The sequence below is a fragment of the Streptomyces sp. NPDC059832 genome (assembly GCF_042731715.1).
Classification (GTDB): domain Bacteria; phylum Actinomycetota; class Actinomycetes; order Streptomycetales; family Streptomycetaceae; genus Streptomyces.
In genome coordinates, this window is the sequence record NZ_JBHWIY010000002.1 from 491,169 (window position 1) to 516,790 (window position 25,622).

A 25,622-nucleotide genomic window follows, 5' to 3' on the forward strand; every position below is an offset into this window, starting at 1 on the left:
CGATCCGTCACCTGGCAGCGACCACAGGGGAGTTGGTGGCACGATGGACGGGACGGAGGAGTGTTCGGATGCGCCCCTCCGGGCCGGCAAGGCGGACCGACCAAGGGTGTGATCAGTCGTGGCCATTTCACTGTCTGTGGTGCTGATGTTGGCGATCATCCTGGTGGTCCTGATCCGGGGCGGCTCCATCAAAGCCGGGCCGGCGATCGTCGCGGTGCTCTTCGGCTTCTTCCTGGCATCGACCGGCATGGCGCCGTCGATCAACAGATTCATGAACTCGATAGCGGAGACCATCAACCAGATCTCCTTCTGATCCGGCGGATCGGGCCGAGCCGGCCGAACCGGTCGTCCGTGCTCCGGCGCGGGCGACCCGGCGCCACGCGGACATCACGCAAAAGGCCCGGTCCGGCGAGGAATTCGCCGGACCGGGCCCAAGCATGGAGCGGGCGACGGGAATCGAACCCGCGTAGCTAGTTTGGAAGACTAGGGCTCTACCATTGAGCTACGCCCGCAAAGCCGCACCACAGGTCCGGAGGACCGGCGGCACGTGAAGCATCGTAGCGGGTCACGGGCGCTGCCCGCACACCCGATTGCAGCCACCCGGTGTCGCGTTGGGTGCCGCTCGCGCAAAGCGGCCGATGCACTGCCTGACTGCATGTACCCTACGTGTCGCACCGACGGGGTGTGGCGCAGCTTGGTAGCGCGTCCGCTTTGGGAGCGGAAGGTCGTCGGTTCGAATCCGGCCACCCCGACCACCGGCAAGATCAGGGACCATCGCAAGCAGGACCAGGGACCACCCGCAAGATCGCAGACCACGGGCAAGATCGCATTGTGGGAGTCCGACTCCTTGCCGTTACTATGCAAAATGCGTGCCCGTGTGTCTGATGTACCGGGCTCGGTCCGCGAAGCCGCCACCCGTGCGGCGGAGCAGAACCCCAAGAAGTCAGCCACAAGGAGACCGAACCGTGAAGAGCGCCGTGGAGACCCTGAACCCGACCCGGGTTCGGCTCACTGTCGAGGTGCCCTTCGAGGAGCTCAAGGACAGCCTCGACGCGGCGTACAAGAAGATCAACCAGCAGGTCACGGTGAAGGGCTTCCGCAAGGGCAAGATCCCTGCCCGGGTCATCGACCAGCGCTTCGGCCGTGGTGCGGTGCTGGAGGAGGCCGTCAACGACGCCCTCCCGAAGTTCTACACCGAGGCCGTCAACGAGGGTGAGCTCAATGTCCTCGGTCAGCCCGAGGTCGACATCACCGAGCTGAAGGACGGCGAGCTGCTGGCCTTCACCGCCGAGGTTGACGTACGCCCCGAGATCGAGATTCCGGACTACTCCGGCATCGAGGTCACCGTCGACGCCCTCGAGGTCAGCGACGAGGACGTCGAGAAGGCCGTGGAGCAGCTCCGCGAGCGCTTCGCCTCCACCAACCCGGTCGAGCGCGCCGCCGCCGAGGGCGACGTCGTGACGATCGACCTGCAGGCCAAGGTCGACGGCGAGGTCCTGGAGGACGGCGTGGCCGAGGGTGTCTCGTACACCATCGGTTCCGGAGAGCTCCTCGACGGCATCGACGCCGCCGTCACCGGCCTGGAGGCGGGTGGCGAGGCCACCTTCACCTCCGAGCTGAAGGGCGGCTCCGCCGAGGGCAAGGAGGCGGAGGTCACCGTCAAGGTCGCCACCGTCGCCGCCCGTGAGCTCCCCGAGCTGGACGACGAGTTCGCCCAGATGGCGAGCGAGTTCGACACCCTCGACGAGCTCAAGACGGACAGCCGCAAGCGCCTCGAGAACACCAAGCAGTACGACCAGGCCACCCAGGCCCAGGAGCGCGTCCTGGAAGAGCTGCTGAAGCTCGCCGAGGTCCCGATCCCGGAGAAGCTGCTCGCGGACGAGGTCCAGACCCGCAAGCACAACCTGGAGCACCACCAGCTCGGTCAGATGGGTCTGACCCTCGACAAGTACCTGGAGATCCAGGGCAAGACGGCCGAGGAGTTCGACGCCGAGACGTCCGAGCAGGCGGTCAAGGGCATCAAGACCCAGTTCATCCTGGACGAGATCGTCAACAAGGAGAAGCTGAACGTCAACCAGGAGGAGCTCACCGAGCACCTCATGCGGCGCGCTGCTTCCTCCGGCATGAGCCCCGACCAGTTCGCCCAGGCCGTCGTCGAGGGCGGCCAGGTGCCGATGCTCGTCGGCGAGGTCGCCCGCGGCAAGGCGCTGGCCGTGGTCGTCGAGGCCGCCAAGGTCGTCGACACCAACGGTGAGCTCGTCGAGCTGGAGGACGACGAGGAGGAGGCCATCGAGGCCGTCGAGGCCGCCGAGGGCACCACCGAGGCCGCCGCCGACGCCGCCGAGGCCGCCGAGGAGAAGAACGAGGCCTGAGCCTCGCGCTGAACCCGAACGACGGGCTCCGGACGCTTGTGCGTCCGGAGCCCGTCGTCGTATGGCGTACGGTGCCCCACAACCCTTGTGCGGACTGCGGAGCTTGCGCTCCCAGCGAACAGTTGCGGAAGCGGGATGGCGTTGTCCCACCTGCGCGTTAGGGTCCATGAATAGGAAGGGCAGGGGAGTCCCCGCCCACCCGGTACGAAGACGCTGAGACGGCCGGAGCCGTCAGAGACGAGCAGGTGGATACGTGACGAATCTGATGCCCTACGCCGCCGGAGAGCCGTCCCTCGGTGGAGGCCTCGGTGACCAGGTCTACAGCCGGCTGCTCGGCGAGCGCATCATCTTCCTCGGCCAGCAGGTCGACGACGAGATCGCCAACAAGATCACCGCGCAGCTTCTTCTTCTCGCCGCGGAGCCCGAGAAGGACATCTACCTCTACATCAACAGCCCCGGCGGTTCGGTGACGGCCGGCATGGCGGTCTACGACACCATGCAGTACATCCCGAACGACGTGGTCACCATCGGTATGGGCATGGCGGCCTCGATGGGCCAGTTCCTGCTCACCGGCGGCACCGCGGGCAAGCGCTTCGCGCTCCCGAACACCGACATCCTCATGCACCAGGGTTCGGCCGGCATCGGCGGTACGGCCTCGGACATCAAGATCCAGGCCCAGTACCTGCTGCGCACCAAGCAGCGGATGGCGGAGATCACCGCCCGTCACTCCGGCCAGACCGTCGAGACGATCATCCGCGACGGCGACCGCGACCGCTGGTACACCGCGGAGGAGGCCAAGGAGTACGGCCTCATCGACGAGATCATCACGATCGCATCGGGCGTTCCGGGCGGCGGCGGCACCGGCGCCTGATCCGGTACCCACCGGATCCGGTTCCACCGCCCCGCGCACCTCTCGTACGCCGAGACACCCAGCCACAGAACGCCACCAGGATGGTGAACACCCACATGAACAACTTCCCCGGCGCCTCCGCGAGCGGCCTCTACACCGGCCCGCAGGTGGACAACCGCTACATCGTGCCGCGCTTCGTGGAGCGCACCTCGCAGGGCGTGCGTGAGTACGACCCGTACGCGAAGCTCTTCGAGGAGCGCGTGATCTTCCTCGGCGTGCAGATCGACGACGCCTCCGCCAACGACGTCATGGCGCAGCTGCTGTGCCTGGAGTCGATGGACCCGGACCGGGACATCTCGATCTACATCAACAGCCCCGGCGGCTCGTTCACCGCGCTCACCGCGATCTACGACACGATGCAGTTCGTGAAGCCGGACATCCAGACGGTCTGCATGGGTCAGGCGGCCTCCGCCGCGGCCGTGCTGCTCGCCGCGGGTACGCCCGGCAAGCGGATGGCGCTGCCCAACGCCCGTGTGCTGATCCACCAGCCGTCCTCGCAGACCGGCCGTGAGCAGCTCTCCGACCTGGAGATCGCGGCCAACGAGATCCTGCGGATGCGCACCCAGCTGGAGGAGATGCTGGCCAAGCACTCCACCACGCCGATCGACAAGATCCGCGACGACATCGAGCGCGACAAGATCCTGACCGCCGAGGACGCCCTCGCCTACGGTCTCGTCGACCAGATCGTGTCGACCCGCAAGCAGGCGGTTACGGCCGCCTGACGTCGGCCTTCACCCCTTGGCGCGCCACGTTCGCCCGGTCTTGGCCGTGTGAACCGTGCCAAGGGGGGCCCGAACGGGGGCCAAGGCAAGGTACCGTCGGATAGAGGCACCAGGAGCCGCTGAACCAAGCTGCTCCCAGGCGAAGGGGAAGCACCTCGTGGCACGCATCGGTGATGGCGGCGACCTGCTCAAGTGCTCGTTCTGCGGAAAGAGCCAGAAGCAGGTGAAGAAGCTCATCGCGGGACCCGGTGTGTACATCTGCGACGAGTGCATCGATCTCTGCAACGAGATCATCGAGGAGGAGCTCGCCGAGACCTCCGAGGTGCGGTGGGAGGAACTCCCCAAGCCGCGCGAGATCTACGAGTTCCTCGAGGGGTACGTCGTCGGGCAGGAGCCCGCGAAGAAGGCCCTCTCGGTCGCTGTGTACAACCACTACAAGCGGGTCCAGGCGGGTGAGAACGGCGGCGCCCAGGGCCGGGACGACGCCATCGAGCTGGCCAAGTCCAACATCCTGCTGCTGGGCCCCACGGGTTCCGGCAAGACGCTGCTCGCGCAGACACTGGCCCGCATGCTCAACGTCCCGTTCGCCATCGCCGACGCGACGGCGCTGACGGAGGCCGGCTATGTCGGTGAGGACGTCGAGAACATCCTGCTGAAGCTGATCCAGGCCGCGGACTACGACGTCAAGAAGGCCGAGACCGGGATCATCTACATCGACGAGATCGACAAGGTCGCCCGCAAGAGCGAGAACCCGTCGATCACCCGCGATGTCTCCGGCGAGGGCGTGCAGCAGGCCCTGTTGAAGATCCTGGAGGGCACCACCGCCTCCGTACCGCCGCAGGGCGGCCGGAAGCACCCGCACCAGGAGTTCATCCAGATCGACACGACGAACGTGCTGTTCATCGTGGGCGGTGCCTTCTCCGGTCTGGAGCGGATCATCGAGTCCCGGGCGGGTGCCAAGGGCATCGGCTTCGGCGCCACGATCCGTTCCAAGCGGGAGATCGAGGCGAGCGACCAGTTCCAGGAGGTCATGCCGGAGGACCTGGTGAAGTTCGGGATGATCCCGGAGTTCATCGGCCGGCTGCCCGTCCTCACCTCGGTCCACAACCTGGACCGTGAGGCGCTGCTGCAGATCCTCGTCGAGCCGCGCAACGCGCTGGTGAAGCAGTACCAGCGGCTGTTCGAACTCGACGGCGTCGAGCTGGACTTCGACCGCCCGGCCCTGGAGGCCATCGCCGACCAGGCGATCCTGCGCGGCACCGGCGCGCGTGGCCTGCGGGCCATCATGGAGGAGGTCCTCCAGTCCGTGATGTACGAGGTGCCGTCCCGCAAGGACGTCGCCCGGGTCGTCATCACGGCGGACGTCGTCCGCAACAACGTGAACCCGACGCTGGTCCCGCGCGAGCCGCGGACGATCGGCAAGGGTGACGGCGGGCGGCACGAGAAGTCCGCGTAGCGGCGGTTTCGTACGTACGCGAAGGGGCGCCCGCCGGTTCAGCCGGCCGGGCGCCCCTTCGCGTTGCGTGGGTCAGATCTTGGTGCGGGAGGTGTTGTAGAGCTTGGCGGCGAGGGCGGCGACATCCTCGGTCGGCGTGGCCTTGTTGGTCATGGCCGCGCCGAAGTCGACGGCGAAGACAATGCCGACGGTGCTGTAGTCGGCCCAGATGCAGACTGGGGTGAGGAGCTCCTTGGGCCCCTTCTGCACAGTGCCGTCGGCCTTCTGGTTGACCGACTTGAGGACCTGGCACTTCATCAGGGCGCCCTTGAAGCCTGAGGGCTGGAAGACCTCGGGAGAGCCGACGAGGGAGACCTTGGTGTCGTCGTCGTCCGCCTTCTCCATCGCCATCTTGGCGCTCGCGAACGCGGCGTCGAGCGTCTTCTCCGGGTCCTCGACCTCGCCCCACAGTCCCTTGAGCATGAGCATCTTCGAGGTGAGCGGGTTCTTATTCAGGTCACCGCTGGTGTACCCGGCGCTCGCCTCATTCGGTGACTTGATGCCCATGGCCTCAGTCTTGGCCTTGTCCTCGCCCGTCATGGGTCCGGTCTTGGTGTCGCTGCTGTCGTCGCTCTTCTTGTAGTCGTCCACAGCCGCAGCCGGCGTCAGCTTGTACCCCTTGGTGGAGTCCGCCACGTCGCTGTTGCTGGCACCGCCCGACGTCAGGAAGTACACCCCGCCCGCGATGACCGCCAGCGCCACGACGACGCCGCCGATGATCAGGCCGGTCTTCTTCTTCGGCTCGGCCGGGGGGAACGGGGGCTGGCCGCCGTACGGGGGAGTGGGGGGCTGCTGGCCGTACGGGCCGGGCTGCTGGGCCTGCGGGTAGCCGTAGCCCGGCTGGGGCTGCTGCTGGGGCGGGACACCCTGGGGGGCCTGCTGGGGGTAGCCGTAACCGGGCTGGCCCTGGGGCGGCTGGCCGCCGTACGGGCCCGGCTGCTGGCCGTACGGGCCGGGCTGGCCCTGCGGCTGCTGCCCGTACGGTCCGGGCTGACCCTGGGGCGGCTGGCCGCCGTACGGACCCGGCTGGCCCTGGGGCGGCTGGCCGCCGTACGGGCCCGGCTGGTTGTAGCTCATCTGCGGTGTCCCCTGTTCGTCATGCTTATGCGTTCCGAACATCCTGGCGGAAGGGTCGCCCGTATGGAGCACCGGGCGTCACACCGTTACTCAACAAACCGGTTTCAGTGCATGACTGTGACGGCCCTAAACTGTCCCCCGTGACCGAGAACACTCAGCAGACGCCAGCCAGCAACCCCGAACTGCCGACCCAGTACGCACCGGCCGAGGTAGAGGGGAAGCTGTATGAGCGCTGGGTAGAGCGGGGTTACTTCGAAGCCGACGAGCACAGCGAGAAGCCGCCGTACTCCATCGTCATCCCGCCGCCGAACGTCACGGGCAGCCTGCACCTCGGGCACGCCTTCGAGCACACGCTGATCGACGCCCTGGTCCGCCGCAAGCGCATGCAGGGCTTCGAGGCGCTCTACCAGCCCGGCATGGACCACGCCGGCATCGCCACCCAGAACGTCGTCGAGCGCGAGCTCGGCAAGGAGGGCAAGTCCCGCCACGACCTGGGCCGCGAGGCCTTCGTCGAGCGTGTCTGGAAGTGGAAGAACGAGTCCGGCGGCCAGATCTCCGGTCAGATGCGCCGGCTCGGCGAGGGCGTCGCCTGGTCCCGTGAGCGCTTCACCATGGACGAAGGCCTGTCCACCGCCGTCCAGACCATCTTCAAGCGGATGTACGACGAGGAGCTCATCTATCGCAAAGAGCGCATCGTCAACTGGTGCCCGCGCTGTCTGACGGCGATCTCGGACATCGAGGTCGAGTACCAGGACGACGACGGCGAGCTGGTCTCGATGACGTACGGGGACGGGGACGAGACCATCGTCGTCGCCACGACCCGCGCCGAGACGATGCTCGGTGACACCGCCGTCGCCGTCCACCCCGACGACGAGCGCTACAAGCACCTCGTCGGCAAGCGGATCAGGCTGCCGCTGACCGACCGCACGATCCCCGTCGTCGCCGACCACCACGTCGACCCGGAGTTCGGCACCGGCGCCGTGAAGGTCACGCCCGCGCACGACCCGAACGACTTCGAGATCGGTACGCGCCACGACCTGCCGTTCCTCACGGTCATGGACGAGCGCGCGGTCATCACCGTCCCCGGTCCGTTCGAGGGCCTGGACCGGCTGGAGGCCCGCTCCGCGATCGTCGCCGCGCTGCGCGCCGAGGGCCGGATCGTCGCCGAGAAGCGGCCGTACGTCCACTCCGTCGGCCACTGCTCGCGCTGCAAGACCACCGTCGAGCCCCGGCTGTCCATGCAGTGGTGGGTCAAGGTCGCCCCGCTCGCCAAGGCGGCCGGTGACGCCGTCCGCGACGGCAAGGTCAAGATCCACCCGCAGGAGATGGAGAAGCGGTACTTCGACTGGGTCGACAACCTCCACGACTGGTGCATCTCGCGCCAGCTGTGGTGGGGGCACCGCATTCCCGTCTGGCACGGACCCGACGGAGAGATGGTCTGCGTCGGACCGGACGACGAGGCACCCACCGGCGAGGGCTGGACGCAGGACCCCGATGTCCTGGACACCTGGTTCTCCTCCGGGCTGTGGCCGTTCTCCACGCTCGGCTGGCCCGAACGGACCGACAGCCTCGCGAAGTTCTACCCCAACTCCGTCCTGGTCACCGGCTACGACATCCTCTTCTTCTGGGTCGCCCGGATGATGATGTTCGGCCTGTACGTCAACGACGGCGTCCCGCCGTTCGAGACCATCGTCCTGCACGGCATGGTCCGCGACGAGCACGGCAAGAAGATGTCGAAGTCCTTCGGCAATGTCGTCAACCCGCTGGACTGGATGGACAAGTACGGCTCCGACGCGCTGCGCTTCACCCTGGCGCGCGGTGCCAACCCCGGCGTCGACGTCCCGATCGGCGAGGAGTGGGTCCAGGGCTCCGCCAAGTTCGCCAACAAGATCTGGAACGCCACCCGCTTCGCGCTGATGAACGGCGCGACGATCGAGGGCGAGCTGCCGTCCGCCGACGAGATGTCGGTGACCGACCGCTGGATCCTGTCCCGCCTCAACAAGACCGTCGCCGAAGTCGACGCGTACTACGACGACTTCCAGTTCTCCAAGCTCAGCGAGGCGCTGCGGCACTTCGCCTGGGACGAGGTCTTCGACTGGTACGTCGAGCTGTCCAAGACCACGTTCTTCGCGGGCGGCAGGCCGGCCGAGGTCTCGGGCCGGGTCCTCGGCGAGGTCCTCGACGTGATGCTGCGACTGCTGCACCCGGTCGTCCCGTTCGTCACGGAGACGCTCTGGACGGCCCTCACCGGCCGGGAGTCCATCGTCATCGCCGACTGGCCGAAGGCTGCGTCCGTTCCTGGGGCTGACGCCCCGGGCGGATTCCGCGACGACGCGGCCGAGCAGGAGATCGCGCTCGTCCAGCAGGTCGTGACCGAGGTCCGCCGGTTCCGCTCCGACCAGGGACTGCAGCCCGGCCAGAAGGTCCCGGCCGAGCTCACCCTGACCGGCACGCCGCTCGCTCCGCACGAGGCGGCCATCCGCCAGCTGCTGCGGCTCCAGCCGGCCGAGGAGGGCTTCCACGCCACCGCCTCGCTGCCGGTCGCGGGCGCCACGGTCGCCCTCGACCTGTCCGGCACTATCGACGTCGAGGCCGAGCGCAAGCGCCTGACGAAGGACCTGGGTGCCGCCGAGAAGGAGAAGGCCCAGGCGGTCGGCAAGCTCTCCAACGAGGCGTTCCTCGGCAAGGCCCCGGACAATGTGGTCGACAAGATCCGCGGCCGGCTCGCCAAGGCAGAGGCCGACATCGAGCGGATCTCCGGTCAGCTGGCGAACCTGCCGCAGAGCTGATGACCTGAGCACGGAGCCCCCGTTCCCCTGACCGACCAGGGGGACGGGGGCTTCGCCCTTTTCCGCGTACGGTTCAGGACTCCAGCGCCACCGGGCCCGCGGTCACCGGCTCCGCGTTGCGCCGCGTCTTCGCCCAGCCGTTGCGGCCGCGCAGCATGCGCACGAAGGCCCGCGCCGAGACGACGAACAGGTGGTACGCGTACAGCCACAGCGCCAGACCCCACAGCAGCGACCTGACGAACGACGCGTCGGGGGCGTGCTCACGGCGGTAGACCGGGCCCCACAGCACGAACGGCGCGATCGACACCGCGGCCAGCACCAGCATCAGCGGCCACTGGTCCAGCAGGGCCGCCGCCCCGTCCGAGCCCTGTCCCCGGACCGTGCCGACGGCGAGCACGCCGAGGACGAGCACGGTCAGCGCCAGGGTCACCAGATGGGCCAACGGCTGGACGAAGGTGTACAGGGTCTCCAGCACCCCGCGGCCCGGGACATGACGGGACGAGACGATCCGGGGCGCGTAGCGCACGCACTGCAGGTTCCCCTGCGCCCAGCGGGTGCGCTGGGTCAGCAGCCGGCGGGCGCTGGGCAGCGCCTCCTGGGAGACCCAGGTGTCGGCGACATGCGTCGTGCGGTAGCCGGCCAGCAGCATGTGGAGGCCCAGCTCGTAGTCCTCCAGGAGCGCCCCCTGCCGCCATGGGCGGCGCTCGGCCTCGCCGATCCGGTCCAGCGCACCGAGCCGGGTGAACTGGCCGTTGCCGCCGAGGCCGGTGGAGCCCGTGCGGTTGCGCAGCAGCTGCATACCGGCGTTGGAGACCGCGAACTCCATGTCCTGCACCCGCACCAGGACCCGCGCCGCGGCGTTCACCAGGCGCCCGCGCTCCGGGAAGGGCCGACGGTCGCCCGCATTGCGCATCCGTACGCCGATCTGCACACCGCCGACGTCCGGATCGCCGAACGCCCCGGGGCCCGACACCAGCTCCAGGGCGCGCGGGTCGAGCTGTCCGTCCGCGTCGACGACACAGACGACCACCCGTGAACGGTCGGTGCCCTCCGGCAGGAACGCCCCGAGCCGGTCGTACGCGGCGTTGAGCGCGGCGCCCTTCCCGGTCCTGGCGTCCGGACGGCGGCGCCGGACCAGATGCACCCGCGGGTCGTCGGCGGCGAGCGCCGCGACGACGGCGCCCGTGCCGTCCTCGCTGTCGTCGTCGATCACCCAGACGTCCGCCGCCGGGAAGTCGGTGCGCAGCCGGGTCACGGTCGTGCCGACGACCGCCTCCTCGTCCCGGCACGGCACGAAGAAGTGCCAGTCGAGCAGGGAAGCGTCACCGGGCACGACCGGGGAACGGCGCAGATACGCCCAGCGGGCCCCCGCCCAGTAGAGCAGGAAGCCCAGCAGAAGGACGAAGGGATAGACGACCAGGGCGGACGTGGACGAGACGGGCATGGCTGCCTCCTTGACGACGGCGGGAAGGCAGGTCAGGCGGCGAGCGCCGGCGAGGACCCGGCGGACCCGGCGGGCCCGGCGGACTCTGCGGGCCCTGTGGGCTCGGCGGCCGAGGCGACGAGCCGCGCGATCCGCTCGGCGGCGAGACCGTCGCCGTACGGGCTGGGCAGCGCGGCCAGCCGGCGCAGCCCCCGGTCACCCTCCGCGAGCCGCAGGCGCGCCAGCCGGCCGAGCTCCGGGCCGGGGGCCACGAGATCGGCGAAATCGGCCATCGACTCGGGGCGCTCGGTGGAACGGCGGACCACGACCAGCGGGCGGCCCAGCACCGTGCACTCCTCCTGGATGCCGCCCGAGTCGGAGACCAGCAGCGCGGCATGGCGGGCCAGCGCCAGGAAGTCCCCGTACCCGAGCGGCTCCAGCACCCGGACGCCGGCCAGCAGATCGCCCAGCCGCTCCGCCTCGACGCGGGCGCGGGTGCGCGGGTGGAGGGGGAGCAGGACCGGGACCTCGTCGGTGGCGAGGGCGGCCAGCTCGGAGAGGACGGTGCGCAGCGTCGCCGGGCCGTCGGTGTTCTCCGGGCGGTGCACGGTGGCGAGTACGTAGCGGTCGCGGACGAGCCCGTGCCGGGCCAGCAGCGCGGTGCGCCGCCCGGCCCCGGGCAGATGGCGCCGGACGGCCTCGACGACGGTGTTGCCGGTGACGGAGATCCGGTCGGCGCCGATGCCCTCGGCGAGCAGGTTCGCCCGGTTCTCGGGGGTCGCCGCGCAGAGCACGTCGGAGATCGCGTCGACCAGGACGCGGTTGTGCTCCTCCGGCATCGCCACGTCGTGGCTGCGCAGTCCGGCCTCGACGTGGACGAGGGGGATCGCCCGCGCGTTGGCGGCCAGCGCGCCCGCCAGGGTGGCGTTGGTGTCGCCCTGGACGACGACGGCGGCGGGCCGGTCCCCGGTGAACAGCGCGTCCAGCTGCTCCAGCGAACGGCCGATCTGCACGGCACGCGAGGTGCCGCCGATGCTGCTGAGCACCTCGGGACGGGGCAGCCCCAGCTCCTGGAGAAACCGGCCCGACATGGCGTCGTCCCAGTGCTGGCCGGTGTGGATCAGCCGGGTGGCGTCACCGAGCCGGTGGATGACGGGCGCCAGCTTCACCAGCTCGGGCCGGGTGCCCAGAACCACGGCGACGGAGCGGGCGGGCAGTGCGCTGTTCATGGGTGTTCTGTTTCCTCTCGCCGTTCCCGGCCTGGTGGGGGGAGGACCAGCGTGGGCGACAGCGGTGGCAGAACCGGTGTGGGTGGGTTGCAGCCGGGGTGCAGCGCGGCCGGCCCGCGCCGGTGGGGACCTGGGTCCGGGACCTTGTGCCCGGAAGGGGCGCCGGAGGACGGGTCCTCCGGCCCGGGTCCGGACCGGGACCTCAGTCCCGACCCGGCCGCTGCGGACCGGCCGCCGGGGGGTAGCGGTACCCCACACCCCGTACGGTCTCGATGGGCGCCGGCGCACCGGTCGTGCCGGCGATCTTCCGGCGCAGCCGCAGCACCGTGTACTTCACCCGCGAGGCATCGCTGCCCACCGGCACGTCCCACACCATCCGGAGCAGCCGGTCCGCGGAGAGGACCTGCCCGGGATGGCGGGCGAGCGCGACCAGCAGGGCGAACTCGATCGGGGTGAGGTCGAGCCGGTGCCCCGACAGGACGGCCTCGTGCGTACCCGGGTCCAGGGTGAGCAGACCGTCCTCGATGACGGACTCGGCCCCGGGCGGGGCGTCGGCCGCACGCCGCAGCCGGGCCCGCAGCAGCGGCACGTACAGCCGGCTGGACAGCTCGGGTGTCAGATAGTCGTCGGCCCCGGCCTCCAGCGCGCGGGCGGCGTCCGTCACCCGGTACGTCCGGTCCACCACCGCGATCGGCAGATCGCTCATGTCCCGCACCCGGCTCAGCACCTCCCACGGATCGAGGCCGGGCAGCCGGAGGCTGAGGATCAGGCCGTCGGGGCGGTATTCGTACAGGGCGCGCAGCGCGCTCTCACCGGTGCGGACGACCAGCGTCTCGTACCGCGGATCGGCGGTCAGCCGGGCGAACGCCGGGTGCAGGCCGTCGGGTGCGGCGATCAGGATCAGAGGACGGGGGCGCACACTTCCCACCATGCGCCCGCTCGGCACGACATGCCGACCGTGGTCCCGGCGCGGGTGATCGGTGTCCGCCACCGGGTGCCGCGCGCGATGTCCGTGCCCATCCGTAGACTGGCCCCGTGAGTGAGCCCCGCCCTTCCGACCGGCACGACAACTCCGATTCCGACGACACCTTCGCGGAGATCGTCGACGAAGAGACCCAGCGCGACCCCGACCTGGCGGTGATCGAGGCCGGGAGCCGCACGCTGCGCACCCGCTCCGGACCGCCGCAGGGCGACGAGGTCCCGGCCCGCCCCGCCGACCCCGAGGTGGACAAGGCGCTGCGCGGCGTGGAGCAGGAGCTCGCCGGACGCTGGGGCGAGACCAAGCTGGAGCCTTCCGTCGCGCGCATCGCCGCGCTGATGGACGTGCTCGGCGAGCCGCAGCGCGCGTACCCCTCGATCCACATCACCGGGACCAACGGCAAGACGAGCACGGCCCGCATGATCGAGGCGCTGCTCGGCGCCTTCGACCTGCGTACCGGCCGCTACACCTCGCCGCACGTCCAGTCGATCACCGAGCGGATCAGCCTGGACGGCTCCCCGATCGCCCCCGAGCGGTTCATCGAGGCGTACCAGGACATCAAGCCGTACGTGGAGATGGTCGACGCCCAGCAGCCGTACCGGCTCTCCTTCTTCGAGGTGCTGACGGGCATGGCCTACGCGGCCTTCGCCGACGCGCCGATCGATGTCGCGGTCGTCGAGGTCGGCATGGGCGGCAGCTGGGACGCGACGAACGTCATCGACGGCTCGGTCGCCGTCGTCACCCCCATCTCGCTGGACCACACCGACCGGCTCGGCAACACACCCGCCGAGATCGCCGGCGAGAAGGCCGGGATCATCAAGCAGGGCGCCACGGTCATCCTGGCCCAGCAGCCGGTGGACGCCGCGCAGGTCATGCTGAAGAAGGCCGTCGAGGTCGACGCCACGGTCGCCCGCGAGGGCATGGAGTTCGGCGTCGTCTCGCGCGAGATCGCCGTCGGCGGCCAGCTGCTGACGCTGCGCGGCCTCGGTGGCGAGTATGAGGAGATCTTCCTCCCGCTGTACGGCGCCCACCAGGCGCACAACGCCGCGGTGGCGCTCTCCGCGGTGGAGGCGTTCTTCGGGATCGGCGCCGAGCAGCCCGGCTCGCTCGACGTCGACACGGTCCGCCGGGCCTTCGCCTCGGTGATCTCCCCGGGCCGCCTCGAAGTGGTCCGCAGCAGCCCCACCGTCGTCCTGGACGCGGCACACAACCCGGCGGGCGCCCGTGCCACCGCCGACGGGATCTCCGAGGCCTTCGGCTTCTCCCGGCTGATCGGTGTGGTCGGTACCAGCTCCGACAAGGACGTCAAGGGACTCCTCGAAGCCTTCGAGCCGATCTTCGCCGAGGTCGTCGTCACAGAGAACTCCACCGCCCGCGCGATGGATGTCGACGAGCTGGCCGCCCTCGCGGTCGAGGTCTTCGGTGAGGACCGCGTCCAGGTGGAGCCCCGGCTGGACGACGCCCTGGAGGCGGCGATCACCCTCGCCGAGGAGGAGGACGAGTACGCGGGCGCCGGTGTCCTGGTGACCGGTTCCGTGATCACGGTCGGCGAGGCCCGGCTGCTTCTGGGAAGGCACTGACCCATGCGTACGCTCTGTGCTTCCACGCTGATCGGCGAGTTCTTCGTGATCGGCTTCGCCGGACTCGTCGCGATGAAGTCCGACGACCTGACCGGTGCCACGGTCTGGACGGTCTGCGGCATCGGCATGCTGCTCTCCGTGCTGCTCTGCGGGATGATCACTCGCCCCGGCGGGATACAGCTCGGCTGGGCGCTGCAGATCGCCCTGGTGCTGAGCGGCTTCGTCGTCCCGATGATGTTCATCCTCGGCGTGGTCTTCGCCGGCCTGTGGTGGGCCTCGGTGCACTACGGCCGCAAGATCGACGAGGCGAAGGCCCGCTGGGCGGCGGCACAGGAGGCGGCCGGGGCCCCGGCCGGTGGCTGACCCGGTACCCGGTGGCCAAACCCGGCCGCCGGCCCGGCTCCGTACCCCTGTAGCCTCGGTTCACCGCACCCGCATGCCTGCAAGGAGCCGCACACCATGACCCAGCGCACCCTCGTTCTCCTCAAGCCCGACGCTGTCCGGCGCGGACTGGTCGGCGAGATCGTCGGGCGGATCGAGCGCAAGGCCGGCTGGCGGATCACCGCACTGGAGCTGCGCACCCTCGACCGCGCCACGCTGGAGCAGCACTACGCCGAGCACGTCGGCCGCCCGTTCTACGAGCCGCTCGTCGAGTTCATGCAGTCCGGTCCGATCGTGGCGCTGGTCGCCGAGGGCGAGCGGGTCATCGAGGGCATCCGGACGCTGGCCGGACCCACCGACCCGATCGCCGCCGCGCCCGGTTCCATCCGCGGCGACTTCGGCACCATCACCCGGGAGAACCTCATCCACGCCTCGGACTCCGAGGAGTCCGCGGAGCGGGAACTGAAGCTCTTCTTCCCCGGACTCGCCTGACCGCCGATCAGCCGAACAGCGCTCAGACCTGGGGCGACCGAATTAATTCGGTCGCCCTTCGGTATAGGGTCCGGGATCGCGGGAACGCATCCCTCCGACATAACGTCACCATGAGTGGAACGGCCACCCGTTCCGCCCACAATGGCGAAGGACCCTCGCGCGGCGTCCGCCATTACGGCACTACGATGGAATCTTCCACGCCCGCCGCGCTCACCTCGCCGACCAGAACAAGCCACATCGCTTTCTTGGAAGGCCCGACGCATCCTCATGGGGAACAAGGGGAACTCAATGTCGTTCATCGGCCGTGACATGGCTATCGACCTCGGGACTGCCAACACGCTGGTGTACGTCAGGGGGCGCGGCATCGTTCTGAACGAGCCGTCCGTCGTGGCCATCAACACCAACACCGGCGGCATCCTGGCGGTCGGCTCCGAGGCCAAGAAGATGATCGGGCGTACACCGGGCAACATCGTTGCCGTACGGCCCCTGAAGGACGGCGTGATCGCCGACTTCGAGATCACCGAGCGGATGCTCCGCTACTTCATCCTGAAGATCCACAAGCGCCGCTACCTGGCCCGCCCGCGGGTCGTCGTCTGCGTGCCCTCCGGTATCACCGGGGTCGAGCGACGCGCCGTCATCGAGGCGTCGACGCAGGCCGGCGCGCGCCAGGTGCACATCATCGAGGAGCCCATGGCGGCGGCCATCGGCTCCGGGCTGCCGGTCCACGAGGCCACCGGCAACATGGTCGTCGACATCGGTGGCGGCACCACCGAGGTCGCGGTCATCTCGCTCGGCGGAATCGTCACTGCCCAGTCGATCCGGACCGCCGGCGACGAACTGGACAACGCGATCATCCAGCACATCAAGAAGGAGTACTCGCTCCTCCTCGGCGAGCGCACCGCGGAACAGATCAAGATCACGATCGGTTCGGCGTACGACATGGACAAGGACGAACACACCGAGATCCGAGGCCGTGACCTGGTCTCCGGACTGCCCAAGACCGTGGTCGTCTCGGCCGCCGAGGTCCGCAAGGCCATCGAGGAGCCGGTCAACGCGATCGTCGACGCGGTGAAGACCACGCTCGACAAGTGCCCGCCGGAGCTCTCCGGCGATGTCATGGACCGCGGCATCGTCCTCACCGGCGGCGGCGCGCTGCTGCGCGGACTGGACGAGCGGCTGCGCCGCGAGACCGGCATGCCGATCCACATCGCGGAGGACCCGCTGGACTCGGTGGCCCTCGGATCCGGCAAGTGCGTCGAGGAGTTCGAGGCGCTCCAGCAGGTACTGGACGCCCAGCCCCGCAGGTGAACAACCCATCGGTCTGCTGTACGGACGCTGCCGCTCCGTACGGCCGATCGTTGATATACAGGCACGAATATTCCGACGAGGAAGGCACGGCCGCCGCACGTGAGGGACACACGAGAGAGCCGGCTGCTCCTGGTGCTGCTGATCGCCATCGCGTTCGCATTGATCACGGTGGACATCCGCGGTGGTGAGGAGTCGCCGGTGGACGGCGCCCGGCGGGCCGCCGCAGCGGCCTTCGGGCCGGTGGAGAACGGCGTCGCGGCAGCCGTCGACCCGGTGGGCAACGCCATAGGGGCGGTTCGCGACTCCGGGACACGGCACAACCGGATCGCCGAGCTGGAACAGCAGAACGCCGCGCTCAAGACGAAGCTCGGCAGCGACGACCGCAACCGCAACAGGGTTCGTGAGCTCGACCGGATGCTGAAGAAGTCGGCCGCCGGACAGTACGGCATCAAGGGCGCCGAGGTCATCGCCATAGGAGCGGCCCAGGGCTTCTCCTGGACGGTCACCATCGACGCGGGTTCCAACGACGGAATCAAGCGCGACATGACCGTCATCAACGGCGACGGCCTGGTCGGCCGCGTCACCACCGTCGGCCCGGACGCCTCCACGGTGCTCCTCGCCAACGACCCCGACTTCACCGTCGGCACCCGGATGGAGAAGACCGACGAACTCGGCTTCGCCACCGGCCAGGGCTCCCGGCCGCTGTCCGTCCAGTTCCTCAACGGCAAGGCCAAGGTGAAGAAGGGCGACCGGCTCGTCACCTTCGGCTCCAGCAAGGACAAGCCCTTCGTGCCCGGCGTCCCGGTCGGCGAGGTCGTCCGGGTCGACCCGTCCGGCGGCGGTCTGACCCGTACGGTCTACGTCCGCCCGTATGTCGGCTTCACCAAGCTCGACATCGTCGGCGTCGTGGTCCAGGCCCCGCGCGAGGACCCGCGCGACATGGTCCTGCCGAAGCAGCCGGCCAAGCCCGCCAAGCCGAAGCCCACGCCCACCGTCACCGTCACGATCTCGCCCAACGGCGACATCGTCGACACCGAAGGAAACGTCGTCGGGAACATCCACGAGAGTCCGGACCCCGGCAACAGCCCGGACCCGGACGGCACTGCGAACGCCACACCGGACGCCGGCACCGCGGTCAACGAGCAGAGGTAGAGCTGATTCCCATGCGTTTGAACCGGATTCTGCTCTCCGCCGTCCTGGTCGTCGTCGCCCTCGTCGTCCAGGTCTCCGTGCTCGCCCGCCTCCAGCTCCCCGGCGCGGTGCCCGACCTGCTGCTCCTGGTCGTCCTCGGCCTCGCCTTCGTGTACGGGCATGTCAGCGGCGCCCTCATCGGCTTCGGCGCGGGACTCCTCGCCGACCTGGCACCGCCCGCCGACCACGCCGCCGGACGCTACGCGCTGGTCCTCTGCGTCATCGGCTACCTCGCGGGGCTGGTGAAGCCCGAGAACGGACAGCTGAAGTCGGCGATGGTCCCGATGCTCGGGGTCGTCGCCGCGGCGATCGGCTCGACCCTGCTGTACGCGCTGGTCGGCGCGCTCGTCGGGGACACGGCGGCCCGTCACGTCGGCCTCGGCAGCCTGCTGTTCACCGCGGCCGTCTACGACCTGCTCCTCGCGCCCTTCGTCGTACCGCTGATCATGGCCGTCGCCAGACGCACGGTGAACGATCCGCTCGCCGACACCTCCGGCGGCGGGGACGTGGCCGCGGGCTGGCTCGCCTCCGGCACCGGACTGCGGATCGGCGGCCAGCGCGGCGGACTGCGCGTCAAGGCCGCCCGCAACCGCGCGGCCCGCGCCGGACGCATCAAGGGGGTCAAGCGACTGTGAGGCCGCACCGCAGCCAGGCCACCTCGCGTACCTCCGGCCCGACCACCACCGGGGGCGCCCCGTGACCAACATCCCCGAGACCGGCCGGACCCCACGGGTCCAGATCCGTCTCATCGTCATCCAGGTCCTCGTCTTCTCCCTGTTGCTCACCCTCGGCGGGCGCCTCTGGTACCTCCAGATCCGCAACGGCCAGGAGTACAGCGACGAGGCGAAGAACAACCACGTCCAGCAGGTCGTCCAGCCCGCCGTCCGCGGCTCCATCCTCGACGCCCGCGGTGTGGCCCTCGCCGACAACGAGACCCGGCTGGTCGTCTCCGCCAGCCGCACCGAGCTGATGAAGATGAAGGACGACGGCAAGAGCGTCCTGACCCGGCTCGCCGGCGTCCTCGGCATGAAGCCCAAGGAGGTCATCGACAAGGTCCGGCTCTGCGACTCCAAGACGCCGCAGCCCTGTTGGAACGGCTCGCCGTACCAGCCGATCCCGGTCACCGACGAGGCCACCACCCAGCAGGCCCTCACGATTCGTGAACGTGCCGAGGACTTCCCCGGCATCACCGCCGAGCCCACCGCCGTACGCCGGTACGGGGCGCCCGGCAAGGCCAACACCGCGCAGGTCCTCGGCTACCTCTCGCCGGTCACCGACAAGGAGATCACCAAGGCCCAGGACACCGACTCGCCGTACCTCCGCTCCGACCAGGTCGGCCGCTCCGGCCTGGAACGCACCTACGACAAGGAGCTGCGCGGCAAGGCCGGCGTCACCCGCTACGAGGTCGACAACCTCGGCCGGGTCATCGGCCAGGCGAAGAACGACAAGGCGGAGCCCGGCTCCACCGTCGTCACCTCCATCGACGCCCGGGTCCAGGCCGTCGCCGAGTACGAGCTCAACCAGGCCATGAAGACGGCCCGTCAGTCGTTCGACAAGAACACCGGGGAGAACTACAAGGCCGACTCCGGCGCCGTCGTCGTCATGGAGGCCAAGACCGGCCGCGTCGTCTCGATGGCCTCCCTGCCGAACTACGACCCCAACTCCTGGGTCGGCGGCATCTCCGCCAAGGACTACGCCAAGCTCACCGGCAAGAATTCCAACTTCCCGCTGCTGAACCGGGCCATCCAGGGCCAGGCCGCCCCCGGCTCGATCTTCAAGGTCATCTCCTCGACCGCCGCGGTCAACGCCGGCTACCCCTTCAACGGCAACTACCCCTGCCCCAGCTCGTACAACGTCGGCGGGCAGACCTTCAAGAACTTCGAGTCCCAGGGCTACGGCTCCATCACCATCGGCCGGGCCCTCGAAGTCTCCTGCGACACCGTGTACTACGGCATCGCGCACAAGGAGTGGCTGAAGGACGGCGGGATGAAGCCCAAGAAGAACGCCAAGGACTGGTTCTACAGGACCGCCCACCAGTTCGGCCTCGGCAAGGAGACCGGCATCGACCTCCCCAACGAGGTCAGCGGCCGGGTCCCCGACCGCAAGTGGAAGCAGGACTTCTACAAGGCGAACAAGGACGCCTGGTGCAAGCAGGGCAAGAAGGACGGCTCGTACGTCGAGAAGATCGCGTACGAGAACTGCCTCGAAGGCGACAAGATGCGCGCCGGTGACTCCGTCAACTACTCGATCGGCCAGGGCGACACCCTCGTCACGCCGATACAGATGGCCACCATCTACGCAGCCATCTCCAACGGCGGCACGCTCTACGACCCCACCGTCGGCAAGGCGATCGTCAGCGGCGACGGCAAGACCGTCGAGGAGATCAAGCCCAAGTCGCACGGCAAGCTGCCCTTCACGCGCAAGACCCGCAACCAGATCGACAGCGCCCTCGCGGGAGTCGCGACCCGTGGTTCGGCCGCCTGGCGATTCGGCGGCTGGCCGCAGGACAAGATCCCGATGCACGCCAAGACGGGTACGGCCGAGGTCTACGGCAAGCAGACGACCTCCTGGTTCGCCACGTACACCAAGGACTACTCGATCGTCATGACGATCTCCCAGGGCGGTACGGGCTCCGGTGCGTCCGGGCCCGCCGTGCGCAACATCTACGACGCCCTCTACGGTCTCGACGACTCCGGCAAGCAGGACCTTAAGAAGGCGCTGCTGCCCACCCCGCAGAAGTCCCTGCCGAAGATCCAGCAGGACGGCTCGATCGACGCCCCGCAGATCAAGCCCTACGACCCGGACTCGCAGAAGACCCCGGAGGAACAGACCCTCGCCGCGACGCTGGGGAGGCGCGACTGATGGCCGGCTTCTCCGTCCAGCGGTACGCCCCGGAACGCTCCGCCTGGGGCAAACTCACCGCCCGCGACTCCCTCGTACGCAAACTCGACTGGCCGCTGCTCGGGTCCGCGCTCGCGCTCTCCTTCATCGGCTCGCTGCTGGTCTACTCGGCGACCCGGGGACGTGACTCGCTCACCCACGGCGACCCGTACTACTTCCTCTTCCGGCACGCCCTCAACACCGGCATCGGCTTCGCCCTGATGGTCGGCACGATCTGGCTCGGCCACCGCACCCTGCGCGGCGCCGTCCCGATCCTCTACGGCCTCTCGGTGCTCCTGGTGCTGGCGGTGCTCACCCCGCTCGGCGCCACCGTCAACGGCGCCCACGCCTGGATCATCATCGGCGGCGGCTTCTCGCTCCAGCCCTCCGAGTTCACCAAGATCACCATCATCCTGATCATGGCGATGCTGCTGGCCGAGCGCGTCGACGCGGGCGACCAGCTCCATCCCGACCACCGGACCGTCGCCAAGGCCCTCGGCCTGGCGGCCGTCCCGATGGCCGTCGTCATGGGAATGCCGGACCTCGGCTCCGTGATGGTCATGGTCGTCATCGTGCTCGGCGTGCTCCTCGCCTCCGGCGCGTCGAACCGCTGGATCGCCGGTCTGCTCGGCGCGGGCGTGGCCGGCGCCATCGCGATCTGGCAGCTGGGCCTGCTCGACGAGTACCAGATCGCCCGCTTCGCCGCCTTCGCCAACCCCGCGCTCGACCCGGCGGGCGTCGGCTACAACACCAACCAGGCCCGCATCGCGATCGGCTCGGGCGGCCTCTCCGGGACGGGCCTCTTCCACGGCACCCAGACCACCGGCCAGTTCGTCCCCGAGCAGCAGACCGACTTCGTCTTCACCGTCGCGGGCGAGGAGCTCGGCTTCCTCGGCGCCGGGCTGATCCTCGTCCTGCTCGGTGTCGTCCTGTGGCGCGCCTGCCGGATCGCCCGCGAGACGACCGAGCTGTACGGCACGATCGTCGCCGCCGGAATCATCGCCTGGTTCGCCTTCCAGGCCTTCGAGAACATCGGGATGACGCTCGGCATCATGCCGGTCGCCGGGCTCCCGCTGCCGTTCGTGTCGTACGGAGGGTCCTCGATGTTCGCCGTCTGGGTGGCCGTCGGCCTGCTCCAGTCGATCAGGCTGCAGCGGCCGATAAGCGCCTGAGCCGGTGCGGGAGCACTGCCCATTCGCGTACAACACGTCTAGATTCGGTTCATGGCGGACTCGAAGCGTGAGATCGAGCGGAAGTACGAAGCCACCGCGGAGACCCGGCTCCCGGACCTGAGCCGGGTGGCCGGGGTCTCGGCCGTCGCCCACCGGGGCGTCAGCGAACTGGACGCCGTCTACTACGACACCGAGGACCTCCGGCTCGCGGCGGACTCCCTCACCCTGCGCCGCCGCACCGGCGGCGGCGACGCCGGCTGGCACCTCAAGTTCCCGGTCGCCTCCGGCATCCGGGACGAGCTGCGGGAACCGCTCTCCGACACCCTGCCGCGCTCCTTCGCGGGGCTGCTGCGCTCCCGGGTCCGCGAGCGCGCACTCGTTCCCGTCGTCCGGCTGGTCTCCGCCCGCGACGTCCACCACCTCCTCGACTCCGACGGCGCCCTGCTCGCCGAGGTCAGCGTCGACCGGGTGCGGGCCGAGCGGCTGACGGGCGGCGACGGCACGGCCTCCTGGACCGAGATCGAGGCCGAACTCGCCGACGACGGCGACCCCGCCTTCCTCGACGCCGTGGAGCGCCGGCTGCGCAAGGCCGGGATCCGCCCGTCCGCGTCCCCGTCCAAGCTGGCCAGGGCGCTCGCCGAGACCGCACCGAAGCGGAAGAGGAACCCCGACGGCAGGGCCCGGCGGCCCACCGCGGGCGACCACGTCCTCGCGTACATCCGGCACCAGAACGAGGCGATCGTCGCCCTCGACCCCGCCGTGCGCCGCGACCTCCCCGACTCCGTGCACCAGATGCGGGTCGCCACCCGCAGGCTGCGCAGCGCACTGCGGACGTACCGGAAGATCCTCGACCGCGGCGTCACCGACCCGGTCGGCGACGAGCTGAAGTGGCTGGCCGCAGAGCTGGGCATCGACCGCGACCAGGAGGTGCTCGACGCCCGGCTGCGCGCCCGCCTCGACGGCCTGCCCCGCACCCTGGTCCTCGGCCCGGTCCGCGGGCGGCTCCGGATCTGGTCGGCGGCCCGGCGGAACGGCTCCCGCCGCCGCACCGTCGCCGTGCTCGACGGGAAGCGGTATCTGGCACTCCTGGAGAGCCTCGACACCCTGCTCGCCGCCCCGCCCCTGCTGCCCGCCGCGTCCCGTGCGCCGGGGCGGGCGCTGCCCCGCGCCGTGCTGAAGGAGTACGGGCGCCTCGCGGCCCGCGTCGGCCATGCCCTGGAGCTCCCGCCCGGCCAGGACCGGGACCTGGCCATGCACGAGGCCCGCAAGGCCGCCAAACGCGCCCGGTACGCGGCGGAGGCGGCCCGCCCCGCGCTCGGCAGGCCCGCCAAGCGCTTCGCCAAACGGATGAAGGCCGTACAGAGCCTCCTCGGCGACCACCAGGACAGCGTGGTGGCCCGCGAGGCCCTGCGTACCCTGGCCGTCCAGGCGCACGCGGCGGGGGAGTCGGCCTTCACCTGGGGACTGCTCCACGGACGGGAGGAGGCGACGGCCGCGGCCCGGGAACGGGAGCTTCCGGCCGTGTGGGAGCGGGCTTCGCGGGCGGAGCTGCGGGCGGCGCTGGGAGGCTGAGGGCGGCGCTGGGAGGCCGAGGGCCGGGGTACGCTTGATGGTCACCCTTGCCGGCTCTCGAAAGTTCGCGATGTCTGTCGATTCGGTCTTCCCACAGCTCGAAGCTCTGCTCCCGCATGTGCAGAAGCCCATCCAGTACGTCGGCGGTGAACTGAACTCCACCGTCAAACCGTGGGACGAATGCGACGTCCGCTGGGCACTGATGTACCCGGACGCGTACGAGGTCGGGCTCCCCAACCAGGGCGTCATGATCCTCTACGAGGTGCTCAACGAGCGCCAGGGCGTCCTCGCCGAGCGCACCTACAGCGTGTGGCCGGACCTCGAGGAGCTGATGCGCGAGCACAAGGTCCCGCAGTTCACCGTGGACAGCCACCGCCCGGTCAAGGCGTTCGACGTCTTCGGGCTGAGCTTCTCCACCGAGCTCGGCTACACCAACATGCTCACCGCCCTGGATCTCGCGGGCATTCCGCTGGAGGCCCGGGACCGCACCGTCGACGACCCGATCGTGCTGGCCGGCGGCCACGCCGCGTTCAACCCCGAGCCGATCGCCGAGTTCATCGACTGCGCGGTCATCGGCGACGGCGAGCAGGCCGTCCTGGAGATCACCGAGATCGTCCGCGCCTGGAAGGCCGAGGGCCGCCCCGGTGGCCGCGAGGAGGTGCTCTTCCGCCTCGCCAGGACCGGCAACGTCTACGTCCCGGGCTTCTACGACGTCGAGTACCTCCCGGACGGGCGCATCGGCCGCGTCGTGCCCAACAAGTCGGGCGTGCCGTGGCGGGTGTCCAAGCACACCGTGATGGACCTCGACGAGTGGCCGTACCCGAAGCAGCCCCTCGTGCCGCTCGCCGAGACCGTCCACGAGCGGATGTCCGTCGAGATCTTCCGCGGCTGCACCCGCGGCTGCCGTTTCTGCCAGGCCGGCATGATCACGCGCCCCGTGCGGGAGCGAAGCATCACCGGCATCGGCGAGATGGTCGAGAAGGGCCTCAAGGCGACCGGCTTCGAGGAGGTCGGCCTGCTCTCGCTCTCCTCCGCGGACCACACCGAGATCGGCGAGATCGCCAAGGGCCTCGCCGACCGGTACACCGAGGACAAGATCGGCCTCTCGCTGCCGTCCACCCGCGTCGACGCGTTCAACGTGGACCTGGCCAACGAGCTGACCCGCAACGGTCGCCGCTCCGGTCTCACCTTCGCCCCCGAGGGCGGCTCCGAGCGCATGCGCAAGGTCATCAACAAGATGGTCTCGGAAGAGGACCTCATCCGTACCGTCGCCACCGCGTACGGCAACGGCTGGCGCCAGGTGAAGCTGTACTTCATGTGCGGCCTGCCCACCGAGACCGACGAGGACGTCCTCCAGATCGGCGACATGGCGGTCAACGTGATCGCCAAGGGCCGCGAGGTCTCCGGGCAGAACGACATCCGCTGCACCGTCTCCATCGGCGGCTTCGTGCCCAAGCCGCACACCCCGTTCCAGTGGGCCCCGCAGCTGAGCGCCGAGGAGACCGACGCCCGGCTGACCAAGCTCCGCGACAAGATCCGCGGCGACAAGAAGTACGGCCGCTCCATCGGCTTCCGCTACCACGACGGCAAGCCCGGCATCGTCGAGGGCCTGCTCTCGCGCGGCGACCGGCGCGTCGGCTCCGTCATCCGCGCGGTCTACGAGTCCGGCGGCCGCTTCGACGGCTGGCGCGAGCACTTCAGCTACGACCGCTGGATGACCGCCGCCGAGAAGACGCTGCCCGAGTACGGCGTGGACGTCGACTGGTACACCACCCGCGAGCGGACCTACGAGGAGGTCCTGCCTTGGGACCACCTGGACTCCGGCCTCGACAAGGACTGGCTCTGGGAGGACTGGCAGGACTCGCTCGACGAGACCGAGGTCGAGGACTGCCGCTGGACCCCGTGCTTCGACTGCGGCGTCTGCCCGCAGATGGACACCAGCATCCAGATCGGCCCGACCGGCAAGAAGCTGCTGCCGCTGTCGGTCGTCAAGTAGCTGCCCGCGACCGTCCCGTCAGGTGACGGCTGGGTGACGAAGGCCCGGTGCGGG

Annotated in this window: 20 protein-coding genes and 2 tRNA genes; 17 read left to right on the forward strand and 5 right to left on the reverse strand. The window is 69.7% G+C overall.

Features of this window, described 5'->3' with window-relative positions:
* Positions 1-118: 118 nt before the first annotated feature.
* Positions 119-313: a hypothetical protein gene (locus tag ACFV8T_RS04580; protein ID WP_266419258.1), complete on the forward strand. Its 195-nt coding sequence runs from the start codon at positions 119-121 to the stop codon at positions 311-313.
* A gap of 125 nt (positions 314-438) precedes the next feature.
* Here ACFV8T_RS04580 and ACFV8T_RS04585 read toward each other — a convergent pair.
* Positions 439-512, reverse strand: a tRNA-Gly gene (locus ACFV8T_RS04585).
* A gap of 166 nt (positions 513-678) precedes the next feature.
* On the opposite strand from ACFV8T_RS04585, the gene ACFV8T_RS04590 reads away from it, so the two are divergent.
* The 5 genes from ACFV8T_RS04590 to clpX all read left to right on the forward strand — a co-directional run bounded on the left by ACFV8T_RS04590 (position 679) and on the right by clpX (position 5,460).
* A tRNA-Pro gene (locus ACFV8T_RS04590) sits at positions 679-755 on the forward strand.
* Between the two features lie 210 nt (positions 756-965).
* Complete coding sequence (gene tig, locus ACFV8T_RS04595; protein WP_385324475.1) at positions 966-2,372, forward strand: trigger factor; 1,407 nt, start codon at positions 966-968, stop codon at positions 2,370-2,372.
* Positions 2,373-2,637: 265 nt separating this feature from the next.
* The gene (locus ACFV8T_RS04600) at positions 2,638-3,243 is read left to right on the forward strand and encodes an ATP-dependent Clp protease proteolytic subunit (RefSeq protein WP_177328013.1); all 606 of its coding nucleotides are present in this window, start codon (positions 2,638-2,640) and stop codon (positions 3,241-3,243) included.
* Between the two features lie 80 nt (positions 3,244-3,323).
* On the forward strand, positions 3,324-4,004 hold the full coding sequence (locus ACFV8T_RS04605) for an ATP-dependent Clp protease proteolytic subunit (protein WP_385324477.1): 681 nt from the start codon (positions 3,324-3,326) through the stop codon (positions 4,002-4,004).
* A gap of 157 nt (positions 4,005-4,161) precedes the next feature.
* Positions 4,162-5,460, forward strand: coding sequence for an ATP-dependent Clp protease ATP-binding subunit ClpX (gene clpX, locus ACFV8T_RS04610; RefSeq protein WP_072483632.1), 1,299 nt, complete (start codon positions 4,162-4,164; stop codon positions 5,458-5,460).
* A gap of 72 nt (positions 5,461-5,532) precedes the next feature.
* On the opposite strand, the gene ACFV8T_RS04615 is transcribed toward clpX, so the two are convergent.
* Positions 5,533-6,576, reverse strand: coding sequence for a hypothetical protein (locus tag ACFV8T_RS04615; RefSeq protein ID WP_385324480.1), 1,044 nt, complete (start codon positions 6,574-6,576; stop codon positions 5,533-5,535).
* Positions 6,577-6,716: 140 nt separating this feature from the next.
* Between ACFV8T_RS04615 and ACFV8T_RS04620 the strand changes: the two genes are divergently transcribed.
* Entirely contained in the window at positions 6,717-9,365 is a 2,649-nt protein-coding gene (locus ACFV8T_RS04620; RefSeq protein WP_385324482.1) for a valine--tRNA ligase, read from the forward strand.
* Between the two features lie 73 nt (positions 9,366-9,438).
* Here the strand turns inward: ACFV8T_RS04620 and ACFV8T_RS04625 are convergent, their stop codons facing one another.
* The 3 genes from ACFV8T_RS04625 to ACFV8T_RS04635 form a co-directional block, all read right to left on the reverse strand.
* The gene (locus ACFV8T_RS04625; protein WP_385324485.1) at positions 9,439-10,809 is read right to left on the reverse strand and encodes a glycosyltransferase family 2 protein; all 1,371 of its coding nucleotides are present in this window, start codon (positions 10,807-10,809) and stop codon (positions 9,439-9,441) included.
* 32 nt (positions 10,810-10,841) lie between these two features.
* The gene (gene wecB / locus ACFV8T_RS04630; RefSeq protein WP_385324488.1) at positions 10,842-12,017 is read right to left on the reverse strand and encodes a non-hydrolyzing UDP-N-acetylglucosamine 2-epimerase; all 1,176 of its coding nucleotides are present in this window, start codon (positions 12,015-12,017) and stop codon (positions 10,842-10,844) included.
* A 202-nt stretch (positions 12,018-12,219) separates the two neighbouring features.
* The gene (locus tag ACFV8T_RS04635; RefSeq protein WP_385324489.1) at positions 12,220-12,936 is read right to left on the reverse strand and encodes a response regulator transcription factor; all 717 of its coding nucleotides are present in this window, start codon (positions 12,934-12,936) and stop codon (positions 12,220-12,222) included.
* Positions 12,937-13,052: 116 nt separating this feature from the next.
* Between ACFV8T_RS04635 and ACFV8T_RS04640 the strand changes: the two genes are divergently transcribed.
* The 10 genes from ACFV8T_RS04640 to ACFV8T_RS04685 all read left to right on the forward strand — a co-directional run bounded on the left by ACFV8T_RS04640 (position 13,053) and on the right by ACFV8T_RS04685 (position 25,568).
* Positions 13,053-14,576, forward strand: a complete 1,524-nt coding sequence (locus tag ACFV8T_RS04640) for a bifunctional folylpolyglutamate synthase/dihydrofolate synthase (RefSeq protein ID WP_385324491.1) — start codon at positions 13,053-13,055, stop codon at positions 14,574-14,576.
* Positions 14,577-14,579: 3 nt separating this feature from the next.
* The gene (locus ACFV8T_RS04645; protein WP_385324494.1) at positions 14,580-14,939 is read left to right on the forward strand and encodes a DUF4233 domain-containing protein; all 360 of its coding nucleotides are present in this window, start codon (positions 14,580-14,582) and stop codon (positions 14,937-14,939) included.
* Between the two features lie 96 nt (positions 14,940-15,035).
* Entirely contained in the window at positions 15,036-15,449 is a 414-nt protein-coding gene (gene ndk / locus ACFV8T_RS04650) for a nucleoside-diphosphate kinase (protein WP_266419280.1), read from the forward strand.
* Positions 15,450-15,737: 288 nt separating this feature from the next.
* Positions 15,738-16,757, forward strand: coding sequence for a rod shape-determining protein (locus ACFV8T_RS04655; RefSeq protein WP_277326176.1), 1,020 nt, complete (start codon positions 15,738-15,740; stop codon positions 16,755-16,757).
* 99 nt (positions 16,758-16,856) lie between these two features.
* Positions 16,857-17,909, forward strand: coding sequence for a rod shape-determining protein MreC (gene mreC / locus ACFV8T_RS04660; protein WP_385324497.1), 1,053 nt, complete (start codon positions 16,857-16,859; stop codon positions 17,907-17,909).
* A gap of 11 nt (positions 17,910-17,920) precedes the next feature.
* On the forward strand, positions 17,921-18,583 hold the full coding sequence (gene mreD / locus ACFV8T_RS04665) for a rod shape-determining protein MreD (protein ID WP_385324500.1): 663 nt from the start codon (positions 17,921-17,923) through the stop codon (positions 18,581-18,583).
* Positions 18,584-18,644: 61 nt separating this feature from the next.
* Positions 18,645-20,810: a penicillin-binding protein 2 gene (gene mrdA, locus ACFV8T_RS04670; RefSeq protein ID WP_385324502.1), complete on the forward strand. Its 2,166-nt coding sequence runs from the start codon at positions 18,645-18,647 to the stop codon at positions 20,808-20,810.
* Positions 20,810-22,000 carry a rod shape-determining protein RodA gene (gene rodA / locus ACFV8T_RS04675; protein ID WP_385324504.1) on the forward strand — a complete coding sequence of 397 codons (1,191 nt, stop codon included), beginning with the start codon at positions 20,810-20,812 and terminating at the stop codon, positions 21,998-22,000. Before mrdA ends, rodA begins: the two co-directional genes overlap by 1 nt.
* Before the next feature lie 51 nt (positions 22,001-22,051).
* Entirely contained in the window at positions 22,052-23,572 is a 1,521-nt protein-coding gene (locus ACFV8T_RS04680; protein ID WP_385324507.1) for a CHAD domain-containing protein, read from the forward strand.
* 70 nt (positions 23,573-23,642) lie between these two features.
* On the forward strand, positions 23,643-25,568 hold the full coding sequence (locus tag ACFV8T_RS04685) for a TIGR03960 family B12-binding radical SAM protein (RefSeq protein ID WP_385324510.1): 1,926 nt from the start codon (positions 23,643-23,645) through the stop codon (positions 25,566-25,568).
* The last annotated feature ends 54 nt before the right edge of the window (positions 25,569-25,622 follow it).

Coding starts and splice junctions, on each gene's coding strand:
- ACFV8T_RS04680 (WP_385324507.1), top strand. CDS start 22,052: ATGGCGGACTCGAAGCGTGAGATCGAGCGGAAGTACGAAGCCACCGCG.
- ACFV8T_RS04685 (WP_385324510.1), top strand. CDS start 23,643: ATGTCTGTCGATTCGGTCTTCCCACAGCTCGAAGCTCTGCTCCCGCAT.
- ACFV8T_RS04600 (WP_177328013.1), top strand. CDS start 2,638: ATGCCCTACGCCGCCGGAGAGCCGTCCCTCGGTGGAGGCCTCGGTGAC.
- ndk (WP_266419280.1), top strand. CDS start 15,036: ATGACCCAGCGCACCCTCGTTCTCCTCAAGCCCGACGCTGTCCGGCGC.
- rodA (WP_385324504.1), top strand. CDS start 20,810: ATGGCCGGCTTCTCCGTCCAGCGGTACGCCCCGGAACGCTCCGCCTGG.
- wecB (WP_385324488.1), bottom strand. CDS start 12,017: ATGAACAGCGCACTGCCCGCCCGCTCCGTCGCCGTGGTTCTGGGCACC.
- ACFV8T_RS04645 (WP_385324494.1), top strand. CDS start 14,580: ATGCGTACGCTCTGTGCTTCCACGCTGATCGGCGAGTTCTTCGTGATC.
- mreD (WP_385324500.1), top strand. CDS start 17,921: ATGCGTTTGAACCGGATTCTGCTCTCCGCCGTCCTGGTCGTCGTCGCC.
- ACFV8T_RS04655 (WP_277326176.1), top strand. CDS start 15,738: ATGTCGTTCATCGGCCGTGACATGGCTATCGACCTCGGGACTGCCAAC.
- ACFV8T_RS04605 (WP_385324477.1), top strand. CDS start 3,324: ATGGTGAACACCCACATGAACAACTTCCCCGGCGCCTCCGCGAGCGGC.
- ACFV8T_RS04625 (WP_385324485.1), bottom strand. CDS start 10,809: ATGCCCGTCTCGTCCACGTCCGCCCTGGTCGTCTATCCCTTCGTCCTT.
- ACFV8T_RS04615 (WP_385324480.1), bottom strand. CDS start 6,576: ATGAGCTACAACCAGCCGGGCCCGTACGGCGGCCAGCCGCCCCAGGGC.